Consider the following 2,647-nt stretch of genomic DNA (forward strand, 5'->3'; position numbering starts at 1 on the left):
AAGCTTTTCCCGTAGCGTGGCACAGGCTACTTGAGGTGCTATCAGCTATCAGCCATAAGCCTGTGGCTACGCTAAGGCAACAGTTTATGCCCATAGCGCAAGCTACACCGAACAGCTTTTGAATAAAATAAGCTGACGGCTGATAGCTGACGCCTGAATGCTTACATGGCGTTGAGCCAAAATTAGCCTTAATGACGAGTGTAAGAACGCTCGAAATGGGTTTTAACTTGATGGGCAACTGTTGCTATAACAACGGCTGAGCCAGACCCTAAACTAGCTATTAGTTCAGTCCCAGAACCATCCGTAACTATTGCCAAAGCCGCCAATGCGATCGCTACTCCCACAAAAGTCGTTTTTAACCGGTTGGTTACCTGATAGGCTCGATTGCAGGAACCACAGATTTGAGTATGTCGCCTTAATCGGTCTAGGGGAGCTGGTTGCTGATTATCCTCTCGTTCTTTCTGGGATAGCTTCCTGGTGGAATAGCCTTGATAAAAAGGTAAAGACGTTCCGAACTTATCGAGCCACTTGCGATACTCAATCAACAACATATCCGATGTTTTGAGTTGTAAATACAGTGAGTTTAGGCTTGTTCCCAACCGCTCCACTTCTGCCTGCTGTCCCACCACAAGTGGTAAATCTTCTTCTAAGAATTTGTCTCGGTACCAGTGTTCCATCCAACGAGGCTGTAGCTTCAGTTTCCAGGTAGAGTGATTATTATAATTCCTGATAATAATACGGCATTTGCCTTTACCTAGAGGAAGGGAATAAAGTGCTGCTCCACCGATACGAACTGATTTTTCCCCACTTGAGCTTCTGTAGGTCACTAAATTGGGAGCAACGAAATCAAGGTTTACCCATGGGCTATTCTTTTGCCTGGTTTTTCGGTACCTGCCTCGAATCCCAAAAGTAGAACTTTCCAGGACTTCCATTTCTAAGGGTTGAGCGTATTTTCGACTACTTAGGGTGCCCTCGTGACTGATGTAGAGGTGAGAGGGATCGAGGGCATTTTCTATAAAATAGGTTTGGTCGTAGGGGAGGTCTATCATATAGTCTGAGCTGGCAACTGTAGGATTGTCCAAATCCGCTACAGTTGGGATTCCCTCTTGATCAGCAGCTTCAGGTTTCCCCATCCATACCCAGACAATACCTTGCCGTTCCACAACCGTAAAGGATTGCACACAGGCTTTGGCTGGAATCTTGGCATCTTCTGGTAACTGGGGAATGTGTAAACATTGACCATCTCGACCAAATTGCCAGCCGTGATATAAGCACTCAATTTTACCATCAATGATTTGTCCCTCTGAGAGTTTAGCGGCGCGGTGAGGGCAGCGGTTTGTTAAACAGGCTAGCTTACCATCTTGGTTTCTGAACAAGACCAAAGGCTCGTCGTACAGGGAAAAGCTGTAAGGACGGTCTGTGGGCAGGTCTTGCACAAAGGTAACAGGATACCAGCACTGCTGCCAGTTGAACTCTTGCTGTGTTTCAGCTATAGGAGCGGTGCCAGTTTTTTGTACTGCTTCTGGTGTTTTGGTATCAACTCTCATAGATAACTTCCTCTATGAAACAACTGACCATCAAAGATGGCGAATCTGGAGCTTTTTCGGCACTGACGCCAGCAATACTAAACCTTTAATGTCAATCTTAGTACTAAGGCTTGCTAGACATTGCCCACCCTATTTTTAGACAATCACGCATTCCTGTGTAATCAAATCAGCTGTGCGGGTATCATCCGTGAAGTTAGCAATCCCTCTCTTGATCCGATCGGTGCTGTATCTCCAACTAAGGATAAGAGTGCTATCGTGGCCAGGCTCAAGGGTTTCTGGCACGTTTATGGAAATTCCGTCGGGAAAATCAAAGATTAATCGACCGTCCTTCGGCCAATGGACAGGGTAATCTGGCAGGGGAATTTCATCAAATGTGCCTGATCGTAATACCAGGGTATCTATCGCCTTAATGCTCGGATAATCCCGATTACTTACCTCTGGTCTCTGATTAGACCAGGGAAATGGGACAACGTCAAGTTTCACTTCCCGGAACAAGGAAATCCTGGAGAGTACACATGGATTGCCTGATTCCTTGGAGCGATCGGGGAAATAGCTAATTACCACACTGATACGACGGTTCCCTTCCAACAGGTAAATCTCGGTCAAGTTGACCTGGTCTTTCCTAAAAGGTCTACTCAATATACCAGAGGATTTAGATGAAAACATCGTCGTTGAACTCAGATCGATGGGGTGAGAGATACCTGGACCGCATTTTTCAATAATCCACGTATTTTCTTGGACTTTCGAGGGATCGTCTTGGTTAAGAAAACACACATAATGCTCAATTTGAGATGCATCTGCTAGAGGAGTAAATCTTCTTGTGGAATCAAGGACTTCATCAAGACTTCCGTTACCCTTATATCGAGAAAGAATTCCTTTCCAGGTGAATCCATGATCCTTAATAAAACGATACCATTGTCGGAATAATTTTTCCTCTGACTGGTCAGTTGACTGCTTGTCCTGAATCTGATCACGATCATTCATGGTTCTTTAGTCCCTCTAGTCTGACTTAACCTACTCTAAGTTAACAAAGAAAGCGATTGGCCGTAGGCCACGCTACGCGATCGCTATACTCGCACCTATATACTCGCACCTACAGG

At 45.4% G+C, this 2,647-nt stretch carries 2 protein-coding genes; both read right to left on the bottom strand.

Features of this window, described 5'->3' with window-relative positions:
• Positions 1–188: 188 nt before the first annotated feature.
• Positions 189–1,547, bottom strand: coding sequence for an aromatic ring-hydroxylating dioxygenase subunit alpha (locus F6K20_RS33305; protein WP_008191526.1), 1,359 nt, complete (start codon positions 1,545–1,547; stop codon positions 189–191).
• A 135-nt stretch (positions 1,548–1,682) separates the two neighbouring features.
• Complete coding sequence (locus tag F6K20_RS33310) at positions 1,683–2,531, bottom strand: DUF3598 family protein (protein WP_008191524.1); 849 nt, start codon at positions 2,529–2,531, stop codon at positions 1,683–1,685.
• Between the last annotated feature and the right edge of the window lie 116 nt (positions 2,532–2,647).

The organism is Moorena sp. SIO2C4 (assembly GCF_010672485.1).
Taxonomy (GTDB): domain Bacteria; phylum Cyanobacteriota; class Cyanobacteriia; order Cyanobacteriales; family Coleofasciculaceae; genus Moorena; species Moorena producens.